The following is a 21,560-nucleotide window of genomic DNA, read 5'->3' as shown; positions in this document are numbered from 1 at the left end:
TAAAGCGCCATACTCTTGCATAAGTATATGCTTGCTCACTAATTAAAATATATTGGTTCGTCATGTTGTTTAATAAACGACAGTTTGTTGAATAATTAAATAAACTCTTTAAACACATTTCTTTTAATATCGTTCCATTCTGTATGAATAATGCTAAAGTATACATCATCTCTGCTTACTCCAGATGTATCCATATAATTTGCTCTAAAAACTCCTTCTTTTGTTGCTCCCAACTTTTGAATTGCCTTTTGTGAACGAATATTTCTAATATCAGCACTAAATTGTACCCTTTTAAAATTCATAATTTCAAATGCATATTTTAATAGTTCAAATTTACATGCTTTATTTAATCCAGTTCCTCTATATGGCTTACCGTACCAAGTCCATCCAATTTCCAATCGCTTATTATTAAACTGAATATGTCCAAACCTTGTTGAACCAGCAATTTCATTGGTTCTTTTATCAATCACTAAAAAAGGATATGAAAAGCCCAACATTCTTTGATTAATGGATTCATCTATGTACGTGTCGAGTTCTGCATCATTTTTACACTCTATAGTATAGTAAACCTCTTCATCATAAATGATATTTTTTAACTGCTTTTTGTATTTTTCTTCAAATGGAATTAACTTAACAAGACGATTTTCTAAAACTATTTGGTTGTTATAAAATTCATTCACCACTTTTAACAATACCTTTTCCTCATTTCATATTTATATTTAGTAATTACAATTCTATATGTTATATTATTCTAAATACATATCTATATTAAGGTTGTTTCGAAAAATTCCTTATTATAAACTTTAATAATATACTTATACTTTAATTTTTAATGTAAAGGAGCGTGATACCTTGGACGAAATCGATCAAAGCATTCTTAGCCAACTTCAGGAAAATGCTCGAATATCAATGACAGAACTAGGAAAGAAGATTGGACTTTCAACTCCTGCAACAAATGAAAGAGTAAAAAAACTAGAAGATAAAGAAGTTATAAAAGGGTATAGGGCTATCATTGATCCTGAAAAACTCAATAAAAATGTAACAGCATTTATTTTATTCGACACGAAACAAGGAAAAAAATTCAGAGATTTTTGCAAAGAACATCCAATAGTAGTAGAATGCCATCGATTAGCAGGTCAGTTTAGTTATTTAGTAAAAGTTGTAACGGAATCAGTGAAAATACTTGAAGAATTTATTGATGCTACTTTACCTTACGGGGAACCGTCTACCTTAATAAAATTATCTTCTGTTGTGGAATATAAACCATTTATTAAAGGCAGTCTTGAATTTTAGATTGTAGACAAAAGGCATCCGAATAGACCTATTCGGATGCCTTTTTGTTTCATGATAATAAAGTTGTTAGCGTGGTTTATATGTAAAAATGTGGTGATATACTCTAATAGAATATCATAAAGTCACTGTCACAAAAACGGTCCAAATCATAAGTGGGCAGGAAAAGAACAAGATGCTGAAATCAATTTTGGTCAATTAGGGCAATCAGGTCTTGATTTTATTCATGTTACGGAATACGAAGCATGGAAGCCCGCATTCGATACAAGCGAAGCATGACTTGCTTCTCTCGCAAAAAAATACGGGGAAATACCTGTAATTGCGAACGGTCATTTAGAGAATCCGGAAAGAGCGGAGGAGATCATTGAGAATGGTGAAGCCGATTTGGTTGCTTTGGGTAAAGGAGCCCTGGCTAACTTAAAATATGTGTTGCCCTTTGTCGGTTTTCTAACACTCGGTTAATAATGAAATTGTACAAAGATTTCTTTTCTTTCTTACATCTAACATAAGACGAGAAAAAGTCTATGGAAGTCGGGATGCCTGTTGTGATTAGAGATTAGTGCGAATAGTTAGTTCGGTGGTTACTACCCTGAAGTGTCTATTTGGTTTAAAAAAGATAAGTGATTTAATCGAAAAAACTCTTTTTAAAGCACTCTTGAACTTAATATTCAAGGGTGTTTTTGTGTGAAAACTCCATGATTCTAATACTACCTAGCATATAAGACCAATTATGTGCAATAAAAAGAGATGTATATCACGTCTTTAAAAGCTATTTCCGTTTTTTACTTTGACGAGTGCATATGATTTTGATTTTAGTTATTTCTTGTTCCTAGCTAAATTCATTTCGACCTACTATGTAACCCCAACCATTAAGAATTAAAGAATCTCCCACACTAGGAATAAATAGAAATCCGTAGGATGTGATGGGTTCAGGGAATAAATACGTATTTTCAACCTTTTACTGTCCACTCATAGCGATTTATAAGCCACTCGGCTTAAGTACAGCTTGCTTTTTTAGCATACTCAATAAACTTCAAAAAACTCATTGACAGTAGCTAGGATGCGGTGTATGCTAAATATTGTGTTTAGCACTCTACCAATTTAGCGAGGTAAAGAGTTGCAATGAGATTGAAAGGAGTCTTTTTATGAATGCTGTTGTTGTTGCTGTACTAATTATGCTTATTCTTAGTTTATTGAGGGTTAACGTCGTCTTTGCTTTAATTGCTGGAGCTCTTGTGGGTGGACTCTCGGGTGGATTAAATGTAAAAGATATTATAGATGCCTTTTCAGGTGGGGTTGGAGGAGGAGCTAATATTGCATTAAGCTATGCACTTCTTGGTGGATTTGCTGTCGCCATTTCTTATACCGGATTGCCAAAATGGCTTGTAGATAATGTTTTAAGAGCAGTAAGCAAACAAGGTGATACAAAAGGAAAAGCATTATCGAAAGCATTACTTGTTTTTGTCATTTTACTTATTGCTTGTTTCTCCCAAAACTTAATTCCGATTCATATTGCTTTTATTCCATTACTTATTCCACCTCTTCTTTATATTATGAATGAATATCAAATTGATAGGCGCTTAATCGCCTGTGTACTAACATTTGGTTTAACCGCACCATATATATTACTTCCAGTCGGTTTCGGTCAGCTTTTCCATCAACTTCTTGCTGAAAATATTGAAAAGAGCGGTCTCCAAATGGATGTTTCTGATATTACTGGGACAATGATTATTCCAGTAGCAGGAATGGCAGTCGGGTTGTTGGTCGCGATTTTTATTTCCTATCGTAAACCTCGAGTATATAAGCAAAAGGCTGTAATGGAGGAAAATGCCGATCAAACGTATACGAAACGAGGAATTATCTTTTCTATCATCGCTATAATTGCGACAGTTATAATTCAAATTGAGACGGGATCGATGATTTTCGGAGCTTTATCAGGAATTCTTGTTCTGTATATAACTGGTTCGGTCAAATGGAAGGAAGCAGATTCTCTTTTAACGCAAGGTATGCAAATGATGGCTTTTATCGGTTTTGTAATGATTGCTGCTTCAGGTTTTGCCGAGGTAGTAGCTGCAACGGGGGATGTAGAAAGTCTTGTGAAAAGCTCGGCTAATTTAATTGGTGACAATCGTTCTCTTGGGGCTTTGTTGATGTTGATCGTAGGTCTACTCGTAACAATGGGAATAGGTTCATCGTTTTCAACAATTCCGATTATCGCAACTATTTTCGTTCCGCTGGCATTAGAGCTTGGCTTTAGCCCATTGGCAACAATTAGTCTAGTAGGAACAGCCGCTGCGCTAGGAGATGCAGGTTCGCCAGCATCTGACAGTACATTAGGGCCAACAGCTGGTTTGAATGCAGATGGTCAGCATAATCATATTTGGGATTCATGTGTACCGACATTTCTACATTATAATATTCCACTCATATTGTTTGGTTGGTTTGCAGCGATGATTTTATAGAAAGTAATAGGAAAGTATTAATTTGCCCATGCCATCTCCCTCATTGCCGCATAAATAGATATAGAAGGGCTATTAGCTCAGATGCAAGGGAGGAAACATAAAATGAATTATTATCGCGGTCCAGTACCATATAATAATAATCGCTTTTTCTTTGGCGCACCACTATTGGGAGGATTCGTCGGAGGTTTGCTTGGCGGTGGCATTGGCGCTTCTTTATTTCGTCCGCGTCCCTATTATCCATACCCACCACCAGCGCCCTATTATCCATATGGGGGTCCAGGGCCCAATCCATATCCGTACGGATATGGATACGGAAACGGACGTCCACCGGGACCATACGGTTATTAGGTGCATTAGAGGCTCTCTGATTTCGGGGGGCTGTTTTATTTTTGCAGGCTTTCTTTCATTTAAAGAGAATAACATATATATGAATACATAATGTGGAGTGATCAAAATGAACAATAAAAACACGTTAATTAAAGCGCTTGGAATGGAGTTTATTGATATAGGAATAGGTCGAGTGGTTGCTACAATGCCAGTAGACGAACGGACAAGACAGCCATTTGGGTATTTACATGGAGGAGCATCTGTAGCGTTAGCAGAAACAGTGGCAAGTGTTGGAGCATCAGCGATGATTGACTTAGAAAAAGAAATTTGTTTTGGTCTTGAAATTAATGCGAACCATATTCGATCTAAAAAGGATGGTATTGTTACGGCTATAGCTGAAGTTTTACATCATGGTAAAAGTACCATGGTATGGGATATTAAAATAAAAGATGAAGAGGAACAGCTTATTTGTGTATCGAGATGTACAATAGCAGTTGTTCCAGTTAAGAAACCATAAGCTTCATTGTTTAGAGTCGTTGAGAGCGGGAATTGGAATAGTAAAAGGAAGAAGGAGTGTTTTTTCATGCCTTGGTCAAAAAACAATTATCCCGACTCAATGAAAAATCTTTCAGATGATGTTCGAAATAAAGCGATTGAAATTGCCAATGCGGTTCTGAGGGACAATAAAGAAGAAAGTAGAGCGATATCGATTGGAATCGCTCAGGCGCGTAAATATGTGGAAGGCGATGATTATCATCGACCTGAGTATCATGTTAGGGCTGAAAACGAAAACTGGGTATTGAAGAAAAAGGATGGTAAACGAGCGATCAAGCGAGAAGATACGAAAGCAAGTCTCCTTGAAAAGGCGAAAGAGTATGTGACTGATCACGAAGGTGTACTCATTATCTATACGGAGAACGGTGACGTTTCTCAGAGACTTTATGAATAAATGAAGGAAGGCTGTCTAAAATAGACAGCCTTCCTTCATTTATTTCATAGACAGCATTGTGCATTTCAGACTATCATCAGCGAGCGTATTTCATAAAACGATGGTTCGCACATATAAATGTAAAAGGATTTTAAAAAGGTGGGGCTAAGTTGAAAATGAGTATTATTATACTCATTTATAATGAGCTAGCATTAACGAACTATGTCATAGCAATTATGTAAGTGGTCATCAGAAAATAAATGTATCATAATCTAACCACAGAATATAAACTAGTATACTTGCTGACAATTTACTTCGTATCGTCTATTGGTCCAGTATCAATAATAATGATCTTATCTTCTATGTCCCGTACTGAATCTAAGCATCTTCCAATTATCGCTTCTTTTTTTTTACACTTATAAACAAACTAATAATGATCAAGAATCCACTTCCCGCCTTAATTTTATGAAATGGCTTGTTGATTTTCTCTATAAAATTTGATAAAAGGATGTGATAACTGTGAAAGGAATCATTTTAGCTGGTGGCAGTGGAACTAGATTGTATCCGTTGACGAGGGCAATTTCGAAGCAAATGCTTCCTATATTTGACAAACCAATGATTTACTATCCTTTATCTGTTCTAATGCTTGCAGGAATTCGGGAGATTTTAATTATTTCTACACCGGACGATCTCCCATTTTATAAGAAATTACTAGGCGATGGCTCTCAGATCGGCATAAATCTTTCTTATGCAATTCAGGAAGAACCAAAAGGCATAGCACAGGCGTTTATTATTGGAGAAAACTTCATTGGTCAAGATTCTGTTGCACTTATTTTAGGAGATAATATATATTACGGGCATGATTTACCAAAAATCTTAGAGCGGGCCGTACATCTGACAAAAGGAGCTGTGATTTTTGGATACAGTGTCAAGGATCCAAAAAGATTTGCAGTAGTAGCGTTCAACAAGGAGATGAAGGCCATATCAATTGTGGAAAAACCAAGTGCTCCAAAGTCCTCTTATGCAGTAACAGGTCTTTATTTTTATGATAATAGAGTAGTAGATATTGCGAAACAAGTAATACCTTCAGAACGTGGGGAATTAGAAATAACCTCGATAAATGATTATTATCTGCAAGCAAATGAATTACAAGTTGAAATATTAGGAAGAGGATTTGCCTGGCTTGATGCTGGGACGCATGAATCCTTACGTCAAGCTTCTTCATTTATCGAAACGCTTGAAAGCCGTCAAGGACTAAAAATTGCTTGTATTGAAGAAATCGCCTATCGAAAAGGGTATATAAGTAAAGAAAAATTAATCGAAATCGCGGAATTACTAAAAGATAACGACTATGGCAAGTATTTAATAAGTCTAATAGATAACGATAATTAAAACAGCTTGAGGTGAAAATGATGAAAATAATTCCTACTACATTTGATGAGGTGTTGTTAGTGGAATTGACGACACATACAGATGATCGAGGCTATTTCATTGAATTATTTAATAAAAATTTATTTGCTATGCATGGGATAGGCCGTACATTTATTCAAGATAATCATTCCTTTTCACATCAAAGTGGAACGATTCGGGGGTTGCATTACCAGCTAAACCCGAAGGCACAGAGTAAATTAGTGCGTGTGATGAAGGGGGCGATATATGATGTGGTTGTCGATATTAGAACCGATTCGGAAACAATAGGAAAATGGGAAAGTTTTCTCTTAACAGAAGACAATCATAGGCAATTATTTGTACCAAAAGGGTTTGCCCATGGATTTTGCACACTTGTGAGGGATACCGAGGTGCAATACAAAGTTGACGAGTATTATTCTCGTGAGCATGAGAGAGGGATACGTTGGAACACATCTGAACTCCATATTGACTGGCCAATGACGAATCCCATTCTTTCAGCAAAAGACAAAAAACTACCAGACTTTTCTGAGGTAGAAAAAATGTCTATAGGAGATTAATAAATGAATATATTAATTACTGGCGGTGCAGGTTTTATTGGCAGCAATTTTGTTAAGTACATGGTCAACAAATATCCATCATATAGCTTCATAAATTTTGATGTTTTAACATATGCGGGTAACTTAGATAATTTAAAAGATGTAGAGGATCATGATAGCTATCACTTTATTAAAGGAGATATTTTGAATGTAGAGCTCGTTCAGCGTATCGTGCAGGAACATCATATTGATATAATTGTTAATTTTGCTGCGGAATCACATGTGGATACAAGTATTGATCATTCAAGCATATTTATAAAAAGTAACATCGAAGGAACACATTCCTTGTTGGAGGTAGCAAAATCTGCGAATATCAAAAAATTTGTGCAGATTTCTACAGATGAAGTGTATGGATCTTTAGGTAAAACAGGCTTTTTCACAGAGGACAGTCCGCTACTACCAAATAGTCCCTATTCCGCAAGTAAAGCTTCAGCTGATCTGCTAGTTAGGGCCTATTTTGAAACATATGGTTTACATGTAAATATCACAAGATGTTCCAATAATTATGGACCATTTCAATTTCCTGAAAAATTAATCCCACTTCTCATTACAAATGCTTTGACAGGGAAAGAATTGCCTATATATGGGGATGGTCTGAATGTACGAGATTGGTTACATGTGCATGATCATTGCTCCGCAATCGATCTTGTCATCCATCAAGGTGCTGCAGGAGAAACATATAATATTGGCGGACATAATGAGCGAGCGAATAAGGAGATTGCACAATGGATTGTAAAAAAATTGGGGGTTTCTAATGAAAAGATTAAATATGTAAAAGATCGGCTTGGGCATGATTTTCGTTATGCAATCGATCCAAGCAAGATTAAAAATGAGCTTGGATGGAAACCGATCTATACGTTTGAAAAAGGGATAGAAGAGACGATCCGCTGGTATACAGAAAACGAACATTGGTGGAAGCAAACAGGTGGGATACATGAATAAAATAAAAGTATTGATCACTGGAGCAACGGGGCAATTAGGTATGGAATTAATGGAATTGCTGCAAAACGAGAGAAAGTATGAGTACTTCGGTATGGGTAAAAAGTCTTTAGATGTGACAAATTTCGTTTCGGTTAAACAAGTTGTAAATGATATAAAACCGGGTGTCATCCTCCATTTAGCTGCCTATACACATGTGGATGCTTCAGAGCAAAATCCAGACCAAGCATATTTAATCAATGCATACGGAACAAGAAATGTAGCGGTTGCTGCACAGGAAATTAATGCCAAACTAATATATGTGAGCACAGATTATGTATTTAACGGAACTACGCATTCCGCCTACCATGAATTAGATACGATCTCACCTGTCAGTATATATGGAAAATCAAAAGCAGCAGGAGAAGATTTTGTACGGAACTTACATTTACGTCATTTTATTGTAAGAACATCATGGTTATATGGAAAACATGGAACAAATTTTGTGAAGAAGATTTTGAATGTGTCAGAAGAGAAAGAGGAAATATTTGTTGTATCAGATCAAATTGGTTCCCCGACTTACAGTCTTGATTTATGTCATTTTCTCCTCAACCTAATGAATACTGAAAAATATGGAACATACCACTTCTCCAATTCAGGTCATTGCTCATGGTATGAATTTGCGCAGACAATCATTCAATTTTCAGGAATGACTGTAAAAGTAATTGCTAATAAGACGGATAAATTAGCCTATCCTGCCCCAAGGCCCACATATTCTGTGTTTGAGCATCAAGCAATAAGGTTAAATGGATTTAAAAAACCGAGAATGTGGAGAGAAGCACTTAAAGATTTTATGGATGACAGGATTGAAAAACCAGAAGAGTAGCGATGTTTGTGCTACTCTTCTATTCGTATATCATCAGAATATCTGTGAATACTAGGATGGAAACCAATATTTTGTAAAGATGGGTTATCAGTGAGAAGAGAGGAAGAAGTTGCAGAAATCATGAATCCTTTCAAAAATAACAAAAAGCAAAGAATAAACAAAGATGAATCGAATGTGGTACAAGTTTTTGCAACAATTGGAGAAAACCTTTCATATATCAAGGAAGCGTTTTACGAGTCCAGTGATATAAAAACAAGGGAAATAATGATTAATGATAAACATGGTTTAATCATTTACTTGGAAACAATGGCTGATTCTGAAAAAATACAAAATAGTGTTTTAGTTCCAATTGGAACAGCAACATCACGTCAAAAAGTCGAAGATATTATTACTAGTTCTGAATTAATAAAGACAAGAAGTCTTAATGAAGCAGTCACTGCGTTGCTAAAAGGGATGAGTGTGCTTTTTGTAGAAAAACAAGGGGCAATTTTTCTATTTAACACGATTAAATTAGTCAGACGTTCACCTGATGAGCCAGAAAATGAGAAGGTGGTTCGCGGTTCACATGAGGGATTCGTCGAAAGTCTTGATGTGAATTTGAACCTTGTGCGCAAACGTATCAAGAACCGCCAATTAAAGATCCAGTATTATGAGGTAGGTTGGGAAACCAATACTAAATTAGCGATAATTTACATGAATGAAATCGCTAATCCAGCACTAGTCAAAGAAGTGAATCGGCGAATCGAATCTATTTCGTCAGATATGGCCTTTAGTCCCGGATTTGTTGAGGAATTTATAGAAGATAGCCCATTTTCCCCATTTCAACAAATTTTGTATACAGAGAGGCCTGATCGTGTAGAAGCTCACCTTATGGAAGGAAGGGTTGCATTAATAACAGAAGGAAGTGCAGATGTATCTATATTTCCTGTCACGCTTTTTGCTTTCTTTCAATCACCCGATGATTATAATAGCAGAATATATGCGGGATCCTTTTTCCGCCTCATAAGATTTTTGAGTTTTTTTGGCGCTATGACCTTACCAGCATTATATATTGCCGTTGTTGGTTTTCATTTTGAAATTATTCCGAGTGGTGTAATTCCGATCGTAAAAGCATCTATAGAGAATGTCCCATTTCCACCGTTTTTCGAGGCATTAATCATGGCCTTAACGATTGAATTAATAAGAGAAGCAGGAATAAGGCTTCCAACGTCTATTGGACAAACAATCGGTATTGTTGGAGGGTTAATTATTGGAGAAGCTGTAGTAAATGCTGGGTTAATTTCTAACTTTATGGTTATTATTATCGCTGTTATGGCAATTGCGTCTTTTACAATACCATCATATGAAATGAGTAATTCCGTCCGCATATTGACATTTCCTTTGATGATTGCTGCAGCAACACTAGGTTTTGTAGGGGTTGTTTTTGCACTTATGTTTATTGTCATTCATTTATGTAAATTAGAGTCATTTGGAACTCCATATTTAGCACCCCTTGCCCCATTGCATGTTAAAGATTTAAAAGACACATTCATTCGTTTTCCTAATTGGAAGCTAAATCGACGACCTAGAGATCTGAAGCCACAAAAATCACTTAAACAAAAGCCGACAAGAGGATGGAAAAAGAATGAAGAATAAAAAGGAAATAACTAAATTCCAATTTATTTTTGTGATAATTCAATTCCAAATTGGAGTAGGCATTATTTCTTTACCTTACACTGTCTCTAGAAAAGCGCAAGGAGATAGTTGGATATCTGTTTTATTAGCGGGTTTGATTGTACAAGGGGTTATCGTGATGATGTGTGTGTTGATGAATCGTTTTCCTACTCGTAATTTATTCGAGATACTTCAAATTTTATTAGGCAAATTTATAGGGAAATTCACTGTTTTTCTATATAGTGTTTATTTTATCTTACTTGGTAGCGCAACAATTGCTTCGTATGGGTATATTATTCAAATTTGGATATTGCCTCTAACTCCTACATCGATCGTTCTAATTCTTATGGTTTTAACAGGCGTTTACATTGTAAAAGAAGATCTTCGTGTTATGGCGCGCTTTTTCGTGTTAGCATCACTAGTATTAATAGTGTTCTTAGCATTATCGGCCTATGCGTTAAAAGATGCCAATTTTACCTACATTCTTCCTATCGGAAGCAGTGGAGCTTCTTCTATTTTACAGGGAATAAAACCGGCGCTTTTTTCTTTTCAAGGTTTTGAAATTTTGATGATTATCTACCCATTTGTACAATCAACTCGAGGGGGATTATTAAAAACCGCATCCCTTGCGAACGTATTTGTTACACTTTTTTATGCCTTTTTGGTCCTTATCAGCGTACTTTTTTTTAGTCAAAAAGAATTGACACTTACATCTGAGCCGATACTCTATTTAATCAAGTCATTTTCTTTCAAAATTATAGAACGGCCGGATTTATTATTTACATCACTGTGGATTGTTTTAGTCGCAACTACCTTTATGATTGATCTATACGCAGCTTCTTCCGGATTTGCTTTTGTAATGAATGCTCAGGATATAAAGAAATATATATATGTAGCAGCAGCAATCTGTTTATTGATTGCAGTAAATATTATAGGTAAATTTGCGGTTGATGCATTTGCTAAAGTGGTTTCTCAGTTAGGTATTATTTTTATTTTGATCATACCAAGTTTTCTTCTTTTTTTCTCCATTATTTTTAAAAAGAAAGAACGGAGTTGATAGATCATGGCCTATCGAATTCAATATATCTGGTTCATTTTACTATTGACGGTGCTAACTGGCTGTTGGGATCAACGCTTATTAAGAGATCACAGTTTAATTTTAAGTACCGGATATGATAAATTACCTGAAGAAAAGATAATGAACACCGTTGTATATCCAAGAAAAAGTGAACAAAAAGATACCTTTCCGCAAAAAAGCATCGTTGTTTCGACCATTGGAGATACAGCAAGGGATGCAAAAGTACATATGGACCAGAGAATTGCAGAGAAATTTGATTCCTCAAAAAGTAATGTTATCCTTTTAGGTGAGGAGTTGGCGGAAGGGGGAGTTTTTCCTGTATTAGACTCAGTATATCGAGATCTGAGAGGTCCTTTAAATGCTCATGTAGCAATCATTAAAGGGAATGCTAAAGACGCACTTTCCCTTCAAACGGAAGACGGCCCACTTACAAGTGTATATTATTCTGAATTACTACAAAGTGCTGAGCAAGCGGGATTGATTAAAAATCATAATGTTCAAGATATATGTCCTATTATTTTATCAGAAGGAAAAGATATAATGATGCCTTATTTAAGTTTGATAACGGAGGAAAATCGTGCTCATGTGGATGGCCTTGCTATGTTTAATGAAGATAAGTATTCAGGGTCATTAGGAATGAAAGAATCAAGCATGTTCTTAATACTGCATGACCAAATAACGAAAAAGTTATCTTTAAATCTAAAGGTTAATGATGATAGAAAACCGAATGAGAAAAATTATATAAATATAGATGTTCTCCATAATAAAAGGAAATTGAAAGTTAAGGTCGTTAATGGGGAGATAAGAGCGGAAATCCACCTAGATTTAAAACTAGGAGTTAAGGAATATCCAGCAGATCGTTTATATCGGAAAAAGGAGGTGGAGAGGCTTAATAAAAAAATACAGGTTGAGTTACAAGAATTGGCTCAAACAACGCTAACTGAAATGCAAGATGCAAATTGTGATGCTTTAGGTATAGGTGACAAGGTCAAAGCATTTCACAACCAAAAATGGAAGTCAATTGACTGGGATAAAACGTATCCAGAAATACCGATAGAAACGTATTTTAAAGTTGATATTATCCAATATGGAATAATAAATTAAAAGAGATATGCGAAAAAGACGATTAAAGCTTCAACTATGTAGCATGAAAATAAATGCCACGCTCTCTACATGCTTTTTAATATTATTTCAACTGTATGGGAAAAATGGAGTTTTTACGTTCATGTTAGTAATATGCGGAAAACAATTTCCTCTTAGGCAATTGAGGTAAGAAATATTTGTAACATCTCTTGGTCGTACTATATGTTTTACAAAGACACTTAATAACTTCTCTCAACTGTTTTATTTTACCCAGTTTATACATGCAGATAATAACGAAAGGTGGCAATCTGCTCAATCTAACTAAAACTTTACATGCTACTAAAAACGACAGCAATATAATTGGCTGTCGTAAAAAGTCTATATATTTATTGTCGCATTTTCATTACTCTTTTTTAAAGCTTTCCAAAGTAAACCAAAAGCAATTAAAAATAAAGCACCGGTAACATAAAATACCGAAGAAATTCCTGCCTGAGCGGCCACAATCCCTCCAATGATAGGTCCTACAACATTGCCTAAAAAACGAAAACTTTGATTATACCCGAGCACCTCACCTTGCATTTCAAGAGGTGCTTCAAGTCTAATAAATGCCGTAACACAAGGAAGCATGCCACCGATTGCCATGCCGTATAAAAATCTAAGGATAACAAGCTGCGGTAAATTTGTTACGAGTGCTTGAGGAATAATTAAGATAGCTGCTAATACTAACAAAACCATTAGCACTTTTTCATAACCGATATCATCGCCTAGTTTTCCCCAATGTCTCGTTAATAACAAATTTCCAAACCCTGTTGCGGAAAATGCTAATCCGGATAAGAAAGCAATGCTCCCACTACGAGTCAGTTCACTCACATAAAGGGCCAGAAGTGGCTGGATGCTGAAATTGCCAACTTGGATAATCAAGGCGATTACCATCATCATAATCAGCATTCTTCGATTTAAAATAAGTTGAATAACCTCTCGTCTAGTATAAGGCTTTCGTGCAGAAGCATTTGTTTTTTGTTTCTGTTCAACGATCCCAAACAGAACGAAGAGGGTAGCTAGCATGATTGAAACAGCTGTAATGATAAATGTATATTGAAAGCCAAATGCATCGGCCATCATACCGCCGATCAATGGACCAAAGAGGCTCCCAGCCACATTTCCCATTTGAAGTGTCCCTAACGTTTTTCCTGCCTCTTGTCGGGGTGTTTGTTTAGAGATAAAAGCAATGGACATCGGGATAAATCCAGTTACCACACCCATTAGCATTCTTAATAAGAAAAGACCAATGACACTATCAACTAAACCCATGAAAAAGATACTGGTCGCTATTCCAGCACTCGTAATAATCAAAATTGGTTTAAACCCATATTTATCGCCAACTCGTCCCCAAAGTGGTGAGACGAGAAAAGCGATTAGAAAAGTAATACCGAAAACAAAGCCAGCCCATCGTTGGACATAATCGCTACTAAAGTCCCCAAGTGTATTAATGTATAATGAAATAAATGGAAGAACCATCGTTGCACTTGCTGCCACAAGAAAATTGCAAGCCCACATGATGAGAAAATTACGTTTCTCGATCGTAATGTAAAACACCTTCTTATGTTAGTTTTATTTCGTAAACCTAAATATAAGTATAAATTAATGGAAATTAATATCAACTATACAGCTTAAGTTAGTAAATGTTCGCGGTGCTAATAAACATAAAAAGGTCCAATTATTAAAAATGGACCTTTTAAATATTAATTTCCATGGAATACATCAGTTCATACTCCTTAATGACTTCACTTAACGCCTTAAGGCTTTTTATGTTAAAAGGATCTTCCGGTTTTGCTTCCAATTTTTCAGCTAGTTTACGAACCGCTACAAGTAAAGAACTACGATAATCAGGTATACTTTCTTCAAAAGGATGAACCATATTCATTGGTATATTTGCTTGCTCACGAAATGCTAGCGCTTTTCTCTCATGGAAGAAAGGAACATCTATTTGATTTGGATTATGTAAATCACCTTGTCTAGGATGTGTTAATACAGCTAGCATACGAACTGTATATGAATCTTCACGAATTCCGGTAATTTCTCCAATGTATGTCCCGGTTTTATTAAATACTTTAACAATTTGACCGATTTCCATCGTTGATCTCCCCTTTTTCTCCATTTTTTATCCAATCTAACTAGAATACTACCGTTTCAAAAACAATGGATAATATAATCCGAACAACAGCAAATGAGGTATCAGAAGCTATTGTTTTGCCCTTATATTGACTTTTCACTGTTCTATCGATCTGTTCTCAATAAGTAATCTTGTTTCAATTATCTAATAAAAGAGAAGAAAATGAAAGAAGGATGATTTTTTTGAAGAAATCCTGTAAAGTAAATTCTGGAGGGCAGGTTATGAAAAAACACCTTATTGGGATTTTTATGTTATTGTTTGTTTTCATATTAGCAGCATGTGGAACAAATAATATACAGGAGATGCCAGATCCAAAAAGTACAGAAGAAAAAACAGAAGCCAATGAAAAAGAAGGAGATGTTGACATGACAGAGCAAGTATCTTATCCACAATTATCGAACGAGGTAGCCGATAATGAAAAGTTAGTACAAATGAATACAAATATGGGATCTATTAAAATAAAGTTATTCCCTGAACAGGCTCCAAAAACAGTTGAAAACTTTGTTACTCACGCAAAAGATGGATACTATAATGGGATTATCTTTCATCGTGTTATTGAAGACTTCATGATTCAAGGTGGAGATCCAACAGGGACAGGTGCTGGCGGAGAAAGTATTTATGGTGAATCTTTTGAAGATGAGTTCTCACGCCAGTTATTCAACATAAATGGTGCCTTATCAATGGCAAACGCTGGTCCAGGTACGAATGGCAGTCAATTTTTCATCGTTCAAAATAGCCAAGTGGACCCCCGTATGGAAAAATCAATGGAAAAAGCAGGTTTTCCAAAAGAAATCATTGCAGCATATATGGAAAAAGGCGGAACGCCGCATCTTGATTTCAAACATACTGTTTTCGGACAAGTTGTTGAAGGCATGGATGTAGTAAATAATATTGCAAAAGTAAAAAAAGGCGGAGCAGATAAGCCTGTAGAAGATGTTGTAATCGAAAGTATCGATATCATTAAAGAATAATCAATTGAAAAGCCGCCTTTTTTAAGGTGGCTTTTCTGGTTTTTACTATTAACTTTTGTAGTATTGGAATATAAATTTGTACTATGTCACATAATTGTCGTTGTTGCACATCTTAAAATCTTGGTATAATCTAGTTAATTAAAGAAGGAAAGAAAGGATGTTTTCCTTGCAATCAATATTCAATTCATTTGTCATGTATATGCCGTTTCTATACTTCCCTGAAGATAAATCAGAATATATTCCTGCAGCAATTACAATGGCTATTTTTGGAGTTATTACAGTCGCAACATTTATCCTGATAAAAAGGATCTCCAAAAAACAAGAGTTGAAAACGAAAGAGCTAGAAGAGAAAATAACCCGTGAACGCCAACAAGAGCACCTGTAGAAGGGTGTTTTTTTCATGTCCAGCTCCAAATTCTATCGATTAATATGCATCTCTCTTCGGTCTGCATAAGTAGATAATGAGGACTCCAAAAAACGATGTAGGTTACATCGACGTTATAGCGGACTTAGCCGGTGTTCCACCACGCGACGCGCTTGCGCTTTTATTGTACATAAGAGGATAATTCATTATATCTCTGGCAACAATGAAGAAATCATTGCTCATATGGAGGGATATAGTTGAAAAAATATTACCTTTTAATCATGGTTCTTTTTCTGGCTGCCTGTACAAATCCACCTCCGAAGAAGATGGATATCGATATGAAAAATTCTGATGGAGATTCAATAGGGAAAATTAAAATGCAAGAGCAGGCGAAAGGTGTAGAATTATCTTTAGATTTAAAAGGATTACCGCCTGGGGAACATGCGATCATTATTCATACTAAAGGATCGTGCAAGGCACCAGATTACCTTTCTGCTGGCGATCATTTTAATCCAGATAAAAAAGAACACGGACTTCTCAATCCGAAAGGTGTCCATGCTGGAGACTTGCCTAATATAACCGCTGATGAAGATGGAAATGCAAAGTTGAAAATCATGGCTAATGAAGTTACTTTTGATGTAGAAAAGAAAAACTCCTTATATACAAAAGATGGTACATCAATTGTCATTCATGAAAACCCGGATGACGGAATGTCACAACCTGCTGGAAATGCAGGCAACAGAATAGCATGTGGTGAAATATCTAAAGATCGTAAACCAAGTAAATAAGATAAGAGGAGGCTCCTGACAAGCGTCAAGTAAAGTATTTTTGAATTTCCGTGGTTTCAGAACTTTATTCTCTGACACATGCTCTTAGCCTCTTGAATTATTCTTATATCTTATCACCTTCCGTGGGTTCTTGGGACGTTGTTAATAATAGAATCTACCTTTTGTTCCACCTGAATACTAAAGAGATCCATTGATCGTCAACATCTTTAGAAGCAAGAAGAAGGCAACGGATTTGATCAACACTTCCACAATAATTGCGTAGGACCCATCAAGTTATGAAAAAGGCCGACTAATCGTCAGCCTTTTTCATAACTTTAATTTTTAACCTAGTGCTAACTGAAGTCTTTTTAGTCCTTCTTCGACTGTTTCTTTTCGGCAGGCAGCATTTATGCGAATAAATCCTTCACCACCGGGTCCGTAAGCTTCTCCAAAATTTACTGCTAGTTTCCCTATTTCTAATAAGACTTTTCGTAAATCTTCATCGCTTAACCCTGTTTTTCGGCAATCAATCCAAACAAGATATGTTCCTTCCGGTTCGATTACAGTCAGTTTGGGTAGATTTTCTTTGATTGTGCCTTTTATTAAATCAATATTTGTCCCAATATAGGTTAGCAGTTCATCGATCCATTGCTCTCCGTGTGCATACGCTGCTTCCATAGCAATAATTCCAAAAGTATTTAATGAGAAGAATCCATTTTTCGCTTGAATCTCTGCGATCTTATCTCTCATTTCTTGATTTGGGACTACCATGAAAGAGGCTTGTAGACCGGCTAAATTAAAAGTTTTACTAGGTGCCATAAAGGTTAACGTTTTATCTGCATACGATTCTTTCAGTGATGCAATAGGTATATGTTTATAAGGAGGCATTACAATGTCTGCATGAATTTCATCAGATGCGATTATAACATCATATTTTTTGCAAAGCGCTGCCATCCTGTTTAACTCGTCCTGCATCCAGACTCTTCCTGTTGGATTATGTGGGCTACATAAAAGAAATAACTTTACACCACTTTTTAACTTTTCTTCGAAATCAATGAAATCTATCTCGTAACGTCCATTCTTTTGTACTAATTCGGCATTAACCACTTCTCTCATATTACTCTCGATAATATTGAAAAAGGGGGTATAAACTGGAGATTGTACTAATACTTTATCCCCGACTTCGGTAAACGCTTGTACGGCCATAGCGATCGAAGGGACTACACCTGGGCTAAAGAGCAACCATTCCGGCTCTATTTTCCAATTATGGCGCTTTTTTGTCCAAGTAGTTATTGCGCTTTGAGCACTTTCATCAATGATGGTATAACCGAAAACGCCGTGCTCGATTCGCTGTTTCATTTGTTCTAAAACTTGTATTGGGGGACGGAAGTCCATATCGGCTACCCACATAGGTAAAAGATCTGAATCACCAAAGATCTTTTCTAAACCATCCCATTTTACTGATAATGTTTCATTTCGGTTAATATATTCATCAAAGTTAATCATGTTTAACTCCTCCTAAAATAAACTTTCTGATTTCTACATATACATCCATAGGCATTTCCTCGGGAATTAAATGTCCCGCATTTTTAAAAATAACAAATTTTGAATGAGGTAAATCATTGGCAAGTCGCTTCCCAATATGTAAAGGAACTATTTTATCCTGTTCTCCCCATATGAGCAGACATGGAGTATGGATCTTCCGCAACACTGTTTCAGTTAAATCACCTTCACGATGTCTAATCAATTTTGTCAAAGCACTGAAGATAAGATCATTATTAAAAGGCTCCGTATATCCATTTATCATTGTCTCATTAATCATGCTTTTGTCGAATACAACATTCTCCAAATTTCCCACGACACCAGTTTTTTGAAGATAACGTTTTATATATCTATCAAATAAGGGAAGATAACTGGAGAAAATCATAGGGTTATTCGCTTTTGGCATATAAGCGGAACTGCAAAGAAGAACTGTCTTTTTGATGAAATCGGGTCTTTGATGCATGATATTCATCAAAATCTGTCCACCCATTGAGTGACCGGCCGCGTACATGCTATCAATTGACAGATGGTCGAGTAAGTCAATCACCGTTTTTGCCATATTTTTATAGGAATAGCGATAGTTCTTTGACTTACCACTTTTACCAAAAGGAGGAATATCAATCGAGATAACGTGAAATTCCTTTACTAATAAAGGAATTAACTTTCTGAAACTGAAAGATGATGATAGAAATCCGTGTATTAAAAGAAAAACTGGAGCGCAGTCTATTGATTGATATTCCTCATAGTAGACATCAATTCCATTAACAAAGGCGTGATTTTCGCGAGAAGTTACGGACATAGCGATTCCTCCAATTTTAATATATTTTACCCTTTTGGAGTAAAATAACACAATGTATATGTTCAGTTGCTATGAATAGAAAAATAAAAATCTTTAAAGTCACTTAAATCTGTGGTATAATTTACAATTGCGTAAATTAGGAGAAAAACTATTATAATTAGGAGTGTTTCCATGACGACAAAATATGAGTCAGGCGATGTTTTAAAAGGTAAAGTAACTGGTATTCAACCATATGGTGCATTTGTTGCACTTGACGAAGAAACGCAAGGACTTGTACACATTTCCGAAATCAAACACGGTTTTGTAAAAGATATTAATGAATTTTTAAAATTGGGTGACGAAGTAAATGTGAAAGTATTGTCTGTTGACGAGGCAAAAGGAAAAATTAGCTTGTCTATTCGCGCAACAGAAGAAGCGCCGAAACAAGAAGAAACGAAGAAACCTCGCCGTCAACCAGTTGTTAAAACTGAAGCTACAAGTAACGAAGGGTTTAATACACTTAAAGATAAGCTTCAAGAGTGGATTGACCAATCCGATCGCGAAGATTTAATTAACAAGTAATTATATAGAGACAGAGAGGCACTTCCTTATTATAGGGAAGGGTCTTTTTTTTTGTCAAAAATCATTCATGCTAATATCCATCAACCGTAAAGTATGATAATATTTATGTGACGAAAATATGAACGTTGAGGAGGAATATAGATGATTCCTTACAAACATGAACCATTTACTGATTTTTCGAAAGGGGCCAATAAAAAGGCCTTTGAAGCAGGATTAGAAGCAGTAAATAGCTATCTAGGTAAAGATTATTCTCTCATCATCAACGGTGAACGTATTTCGACAGAAGAAAAAATTACATCTTACAATCCAGCGAATAAAGTAGAAGTGATTGGAAATGTATCAAAAACGAACAAAGAAATAGCAGAACAGGCAATGAACAGTGCACTCGATGCTTTTGAAATATGGAGAAAAGTAGAATCTAACATACGGGCGGATATACTATTTAAGGCTGCGGCTATTATCCGTCGAAGAAAACATGAATTTTCCGCTTTGCTTGTTAAGGAAGCCGGGAAGCCTTGGAATGAAGCAGATGCGGATATTGCGGAAGGTATTGATTTTCTTGAGTATTATGGTCGTCAAGTCTTAAAGCTAAAATGTGGAAAGAAAGTAGAAAGTAGGACAGGGGAATATAACCGTTACGATTATATCCCATTAGGTGTAGGTATTGTTATTTCACCATGGAATTTCGCTTTTGCGATAATGGCTGGAACGACAGTAGCTACGCTCGTTACAGGAAATACAGTTTTATTAAAACCGGCATCAACGACTCCGATTATTGCTGCCAAATTTATAGAAGTTCTTGAAGAAGCTGGTCTGCCAAATGGTGTCGTTAACTTTATTCCAGGTAGTGGGACCGAAATTGGAGATTATTTAGTCGATCATCCCAAAACTCGTTTTATTAGTTTTACTGGTTCTAGAGAAGTAGGAACCCGTATTTATGAGCGTGCGGCAAAAGTATATGAAGGACAAATGTGGCTCAAGCGTGTTATTGCCGAAATGGGTGGGAAAGATACAATTATCGTTGATAAAGAAGCGGATCTAGAATTAGCTGCACAATCGATTGTGAAATCAGCATTTGGATTTTCAGGTCAAAAGTGTTCAGCGTGTTCACGTGCCATTATAGTAGAGGATGTATACGAATCCGTACTCAACCGGGCTGTGGAACTGACAGCAGAATTGACAATTGGTGATCCAACAAATAGTAATAACTATATGGGACCTGTCAATGACCAACAAGCTTTTAATAAAATAATGCAATATATAGAGATCGGTAAGGAAGAAGGAGAATTAATGATAGGGGGAATAGGGGACGATTCAAAAGGTTACTTTATCCAACCAACCATTTTTTCAGGACTTAATGTGGAAGCGCGCCTTATGAAAGAAGAAATATTCGGTCCTGTTGTTGCATTTGCAAAAGCTAAGAATTTTACCGAGGCAATCGCTATAGCTAATAATACAGAATATGGGTTAACGGGCGCAGTCATTACCAATAACCGACAGCATATAGAGCAGGCTCGCGAAGATTTTCATGTAGGAAATCTTTATTTCAATCGGGGCTGTACCGGTGCGATTGTCGGATATCAGCCATTTGGTGGTTTTAATATGTCTGGTACTGACTCAAAAGCTGGTGGTCCTGATTATCTATTGTTGCATATGCAAGCGAAAACGACTTCGGAAATGCTGTAGATGTTAGTAGAAGTGAAACTGTTCATATAAAGAAAAACTCTCCATTGTAAGAAAGTGATTGGCAAA

The 21,560-nt window shown here is 36.0% G+C and carries 22 protein-coding genes and 1 pseudogene; 18 read left to right on the top strand and 5 right to left on the bottom strand.

Going from position 1 to position 21,560, the window contains the following annotated elements:
• Nucleotides 1–95: 95 nt before the first annotated feature.
• Nucleotides 96–683, bottom strand: coding sequence for a GNAT family N-acetyltransferase (locus MHB53_RS09860; protein ID WP_340924591.1), 588 nt, complete (start codon nt 681–683; stop codon nt 96–98).
• Nucleotides 684–852: 169 nt separating this feature from the next.
• On the opposite strand from MHB53_RS09860, the gene MHB53_RS09855 reads away from it, so the two are divergent.
• From MHB53_RS09855 to MHB53_RS09795, 13 genes and pseudogenes are all read left to right on the top strand, one after another.
• A complete protein-coding gene (locus MHB53_RS09855; protein WP_340917654.1) occupies nt 853–1,293 on the top strand; it encodes an Lrp/AsnC family transcriptional regulator in 441 nt (146 codons plus the stop codon).
• 141 nt (nt 1,294–1,434) lie between these two features.
• A pseudogene (locus MHB53_RS09850) lies at nt 1,435–1,719 on the top strand (NADH:flavin oxidoreductase); the annotation flags it as partial.
• Nucleotides 1,720–2,435: 716 nt separating this feature from the next.
• A complete protein-coding gene (locus MHB53_RS09845) occupies nt 2,436–3,752 on the top strand; it encodes a Na+/H+ antiporter family protein (RefSeq protein WP_340917652.1) in 1,317 nt (438 codons plus the stop codon).
• An 81-nt stretch (nt 3,753–3,833) separates the two neighbouring features.
• The gene (locus MHB53_RS09840) at nt 3,834–4,100 is read left to right on the top strand and encodes a hypothetical protein (protein WP_340917650.1); all 267 of its coding nucleotides are present in this window, start codon (nt 3,834–3,836) and stop codon (nt 4,098–4,100) included.
• Nucleotides 4,101–4,206: 106 nt separating this feature from the next.
• The gene (locus tag MHB53_RS09835; protein WP_340917648.1) at nt 4,207–4,596 is read left to right on the top strand and encodes a hotdog fold thioesterase; all 390 of its coding nucleotides are present in this window, start codon (nt 4,207–4,209) and stop codon (nt 4,594–4,596) included.
• A 66-nt stretch (nt 4,597–4,662) separates the two neighbouring features.
• A complete protein-coding gene (locus tag MHB53_RS09830) occupies nt 4,663–5,028 on the top strand; it encodes a DUF2188 domain-containing protein (RefSeq protein ID WP_340917646.1) in 366 nt (121 codons plus the stop codon).
• 498 nt (nt 5,029–5,526) lie between these two features.
• On the top strand, nt 5,527–6,399 hold the full coding sequence (gene rfbA, locus MHB53_RS09825; RefSeq protein ID WP_340917644.1) for a glucose-1-phosphate thymidylyltransferase RfbA: 873 nt from the start codon (nt 5,527–5,529) through the stop codon (nt 6,397–6,399).
• A gap of 20 nt (nt 6,400–6,419) precedes the next feature.
• Entirely contained in the window at nt 6,420–6,974 is a 555-nt protein-coding gene (rfbC, locus tag MHB53_RS09820; RefSeq protein ID WP_340924589.1) for a dTDP-4-dehydrorhamnose 3,5-epimerase, read from the top strand.
• A 3-nt stretch (nt 6,975–6,977) separates the two neighbouring features.
• Complete coding sequence (gene rfbB, locus MHB53_RS09815; protein ID WP_340917642.1) at nt 6,978–7,955, top strand: dTDP-glucose 4,6-dehydratase; 978 nt, start codon at nt 6,978–6,980, stop codon at nt 7,953–7,955.
• Nucleotides 7,948–8,817, top strand: coding sequence for a dTDP-4-dehydrorhamnose reductase (gene rfbD / locus MHB53_RS09810; RefSeq protein ID WP_340917640.1), 870 nt, complete (start codon nt 7,948–7,950; stop codon nt 8,815–8,817). Before rfbB ends, rfbD begins: the two co-directional genes overlap by 8 nt.
• Nucleotides 8,818–8,907: 90 nt before the next feature.
• Nucleotides 8,908–10,452, top strand: a complete 1,545-nt coding sequence (locus MHB53_RS09805) for a spore germination protein (RefSeq protein WP_340917638.1) — start codon at nt 8,908–8,910, stop codon at nt 10,450–10,452.
• Nucleotides 10,442–11,527: a GerAB/ArcD/ProY family transporter gene (locus MHB53_RS09800; RefSeq protein WP_340917635.1), complete on the top strand. Its 1,086-nt coding sequence runs from the start codon at nt 10,442–10,444 to the stop codon at nt 11,525–11,527. The genes MHB53_RS09805 and MHB53_RS09800 overlap by 11 nt, the downstream gene beginning before the upstream one ends.
• Nucleotides 11,528–11,533: 6 nt before the next feature.
• Entirely contained in the window at nt 11,534–12,652 is a 1,119-nt protein-coding gene (locus MHB53_RS09795) for a Ger(x)C family spore germination protein (protein ID WP_340917633.1), read from the top strand.
• A 357-nt stretch (nt 12,653–13,009) separates the two neighbouring features.
• Here MHB53_RS09795 and MHB53_RS09790 read toward each other — a convergent pair whose 3' ends face one another.
• Both MHB53_RS09790 and MHB53_RS09785 read right to left on the bottom strand, forming a co-directional pair.
• Entirely contained in the window at nt 13,010–14,218 is a 1,209-nt protein-coding gene (locus tag MHB53_RS09790; RefSeq protein WP_340924587.1) for an MFS transporter, read from the bottom strand.
• A 148-nt stretch (nt 14,219–14,366) separates the two neighbouring features.
• The gene (locus MHB53_RS09785; protein ID WP_340917631.1) at nt 14,367–14,765 is read right to left on the bottom strand and encodes a kinase-associated lipoprotein B; all 399 of its coding nucleotides are present in this window, start codon (nt 14,763–14,765) and stop codon (nt 14,367–14,369) included.
• A gap of 260 nt (nt 14,766–15,025) precedes the next feature.
• Between MHB53_RS09785 and MHB53_RS09780 the strand changes: the two genes are divergently transcribed.
• From MHB53_RS09780 to MHB53_RS09770, 3 genes are all read left to right on the top strand, one after another.
• Nucleotides 15,026–15,775 (top strand): peptidylprolyl isomerase, encoded by a 750-nt coding sequence (locus tag MHB53_RS09780; RefSeq protein WP_340917629.1) that lies wholly within the window; start codon nt 15,026–15,028, stop codon nt 15,773–15,775.
• 193 nt (nt 15,776–15,968) lie between these two features.
• Nucleotides 15,969–16,160 (top strand): hypothetical protein, encoded by a 192-nt coding sequence (locus MHB53_RS09775; protein WP_340924585.1) that lies wholly within the window; start codon nt 15,969–15,971, stop codon nt 16,158–16,160.
• Nucleotides 16,161–16,396: 236 nt separating this feature from the next.
• Nucleotides 16,397–16,927 carry a superoxide dismutase family protein gene (locus MHB53_RS09770; RefSeq protein WP_445661415.1) on the top strand — a complete coding sequence of 177 codons (531 nt, stop codon included), beginning with the start codon at nt 16,397–16,399 and terminating at the stop codon, nt 16,925–16,927.
• A gap of 321 nt (nt 16,928–17,248) precedes the next feature.
• Here MHB53_RS09770 and MHB53_RS09765 read toward each other — a convergent pair whose 3' ends face one another.
• Nucleotides 17,249–18,412, bottom strand: coding sequence for a MalY/PatB family protein (locus tag MHB53_RS09765; protein ID WP_340917627.1), 1,164 nt, complete (start codon nt 18,410–18,412; stop codon nt 17,249–17,251).
• Complete coding sequence (locus tag MHB53_RS09760; RefSeq protein WP_340917625.1) at nt 18,405–19,247, bottom strand: alpha/beta fold hydrolase; 843 nt, start codon at nt 19,245–19,247, stop codon at nt 18,405–18,407. The genes MHB53_RS09765 and MHB53_RS09760 overlap by 8 nt, the downstream gene beginning before the upstream one ends.
• A 171-nt stretch (nt 19,248–19,418) precedes the next feature.
• On the opposite strand from MHB53_RS09760, the gene yugI reads away from it, so the two are divergent.
• Together yugI and pruA are read left to right on the top strand one after the other, a co-directional pair.
• Nucleotides 19,419–19,808, top strand: coding sequence for a S1 domain-containing post-transcriptional regulator GSP13 (yugI, locus tag MHB53_RS09755; protein ID WP_340917623.1), 390 nt, complete (start codon nt 19,419–19,421; stop codon nt 19,806–19,808).
• A 141-nt stretch (nt 19,809–19,949) separates the two neighbouring features.
• A complete protein-coding gene (pruA, locus tag MHB53_RS09750) occupies nt 19,950–21,494 on the top strand; it encodes an L-glutamate gamma-semialdehyde dehydrogenase (RefSeq protein WP_340917621.1) in 1,545 nt (514 codons plus the stop codon).
• Nucleotides 21,495–21,560 lie beyond the last annotated feature (66 nt).

The sequence above is a fragment of the Bacillus sp. FSL K6-3431 genome (assembly GCF_038002605.1).
In the GTDB taxonomy this organism is placed as follows: Bacteria; Bacillota; Bacilli; order Bacillales; family Bacillaceae_C; genus Lederbergia.
This window is presented reverse-complemented; position numbering and strand designations above follow the sequence as displayed.

Bases quoted from the DNA above. Each gene is read 5' to 3' on its own strand.
- MHB53_RS09835 (WP_340917648.1), top strand. From the start codon at position 4,207: ATGAACAATAAAAACACGTTAATTAAAGCGCTTGGAATGGAGTTTATT.
- MHB53_RS09760 (WP_340917625.1), bottom strand. From the start codon at position 19,247: ATGTCCGTAACTTCTCGCGAAAATCACGCCTTTGTTAATGGAATTGAT.
- rfbC (WP_340924589.1), top strand. From the start codon at position 6,420: ATGAAAATAATTCCTACTACATTTGATGAGGTGTTGTTAGTGGAATTG.
- rfbB (WP_340917642.1), top strand. From the start codon at position 6,978: ATGAATATATTAATTACTGGCGGTGCAGGTTTTATTGGCAGCAATTTT.
- yugI (WP_340917623.1), top strand. From the start codon at position 19,419: ATGACGACAAAATATGAGTCAGGCGATGTTTTAAAAGGTAAAGTAACT.
- rfbD (WP_340917640.1), top strand. From the start codon at position 7,948: ATGAATAAAATAAAAGTATTGATCACTGGAGCAACGGGGCAATTAGGT.
- MHB53_RS09800 (WP_340917635.1), top strand. From the start codon at position 10,442: ATGAAGAATAAAAAGGAAATAACTAAATTCCAATTTATTTTTGTGATA.
- MHB53_RS09775 (WP_340924585.1), top strand. From the start codon at position 15,969: ATGTATATGCCGTTTCTATACTTCCCTGAAGATAAATCAGAATATATT.
- MHB53_RS09840 (WP_340917650.1), top strand. From the start codon at position 3,834: ATGCAAGGGAGGAAACATAAAATGAATTATTATCGCGGTCCAGTACCA.
- pruA (WP_340917621.1), top strand. From the start codon at position 19,950: ATGATTCCTTACAAACATGAACCATTTACTGATTTTTCGAAAGGGGCC.
- MHB53_RS09795 (WP_340917633.1), top strand. From the start codon at position 11,534: ATGGCCTATCGAATTCAATATATCTGGTTCATTTTACTATTGACGGTG.
- MHB53_RS09780 (WP_340917629.1), top strand. From the start codon at position 15,026: ATGAAAAAACACCTTATTGGGATTTTTATGTTATTGTTTGTTTTCATA.
- MHB53_RS09765 (WP_340917627.1), bottom strand. From the start codon at position 18,412: ATGATTAACTTTGATGAATATATTAACCGAAATGAAACATTATCAGTA.
- MHB53_RS09830 (WP_340917646.1), top strand. From the start codon at position 4,663: ATGCCTTGGTCAAAAAACAATTATCCCGACTCAATGAAAAATCTTTCA.
- MHB53_RS09785 (WP_340917631.1), bottom strand. From the start codon at position 14,765: ATGGAAATCGGTCAAATTGTTAAAGTATTTAATAAAACCGGGACATAC.
- MHB53_RS09845 (WP_340917652.1), top strand. From the start codon at position 2,436: ATGAATGCTGTTGTTGTTGCTGTACTAATTATGCTTATTCTTAGTTTA.